Source organism: Streptomyces sp. NPDC002588 (genome assembly GCF_040295925.1).
Taxonomy (GTDB): Bacteria; Actinomycetota; Actinomycetes; order Streptomycetales; family Streptomycetaceae; genus Streptomyces.
In genome coordinates this window covers 1-1,422 of the sequence record NZ_JBEOWF010000124.1, presented here as the reverse complement: position 1 = coordinate 1,422, position 1,422 = coordinate 1, and the positions used below count along the sequence as shown (strand labels likewise).

Genomic DNA, 1,422 nt, shown 5'->3' with positions numbered 1-1,422 from the left:
ACCCGACGCCCTCCCCCAAGGCCACCTCCGCGAACGCCACCTCCACCTCCTCGCCACCCTCATCGGCGACACCCCCCTACAAACCGCCGACGGAAACTGGCGACAGGCCCACGACGCCACCACCCCCACCCCCCGCTCCCACAAATGGGTCGACCCCGTCTCCCGGCCTCAGGCCCCACCGCACACCGACACGGTGGCCGCTCGCGTTCACCCAAGTGACGACGACGTCCCAGCGGGACCCTTCACCGTGGGAACCCTCTGGTCTAACGCACCCGAGCTGCCTGACTTCGGGCTGATCAGCATGGGCGGCGGGCGCGCCTTCCCGCTGGCCTATCCGGAATCCAGCCCCGAGGACACGTGGAGCGACCCCGAGCAGGGCCACCGCGACTACAACGACATGTCGGAGCGCACGGAGCGGTACCTGGGCAAGATCGCGCAGCGCGCCGAGGAGACCCGGCTGTCAGCCACGGCGTCCACCGAGGAGAAGGCGGCCGCCGTCCGGTGGCTGGAGACGAACTCCGCGCTGACGGGGGACAGCTGGCGTCCCGAGTACCGCAGCGAGTTCCTGCGGATGCAGATGCGGCTCGGAGAGAGCGGACTGCTCGACGACCTGCCCCGCGAACTCGTGGTCAACCCGAACTGGGAGAGAGATCGCAAGGTACCGGGCCCCGAGGACACGCTGTGGGCCCTGGTCGACCCCGCCGACCCGACCGGCCCGGTGGGCGGTTCGCTGCGCGGCACCGACGGAGTGTCCCACCGGTTCCACCAGTGGCTCGACCAGGAGGGCGGTAGCAGTATCGCCCTGGGCAACTGGGCGTTCGACCAGGCCGGCGGGTCCGTCAACCAAGAGTCCCGACGCTTCAAGGTGCTGGTCAGCCACTTCCGACCGTCGACGGCCGAGAACGGCTATTTCCTGCTCGGTGGGCCCGACCCCGACCGCTCATGGTCCCCTGACGGCAACGACAGTTACCCGGTCTCCGTGTTCGCGCCCTGGATGGTGCGGAACGCCGCCGCCCAGCACGCCTTCACCTACGAGGTGCTGAACCGGGTGAGGATGCCGAACGTCGACGCGCAGCGCGGGGTCGTCCAGCTGATCCGCCTGGAGAAGCGGGACCTGCTGGAGGACCAGAACGGCGGCGGCACGCTGACCCTGGGGCAGTCGGTGGAGATGTCACGGGGGCCTGCGGAGTCGTACAGCCTCCTCACGCCGTACAAGGACCCCACGGACGAGAGCAGCCACACGCTCGGCCCCTTCTGGGTGACGTCCCAAGAAGTGCCGCTGCACCATGTGTTCGGCACGTTCCTCCAGAGCCGACCCGACTCAGATCCGGACCGCTCGCTCTTCCTCGGCGAGGGCGAGAACGAGTTCCTCGCGCTGGGCGAAGGCGCGCCCATCACCTACCACGGCACCGACACCCCACC

At 69.5% G+C, this 1,422-nt stretch carries 1 protein-coding gene; it reads left to right on the top strand.

Annotated elements, in window-relative coordinates; translation table 11 throughout:
• Window positions 1–247: 247 nt before the first annotated feature.
• Window positions 248–1,422, top strand: a 1,175-nt coding sequence (locus ABT057_RS49080; RefSeq protein WP_352351917.1) for an immunoglobulin domain-containing protein, incomplete at its 3' end; no start/stop codon positions are given.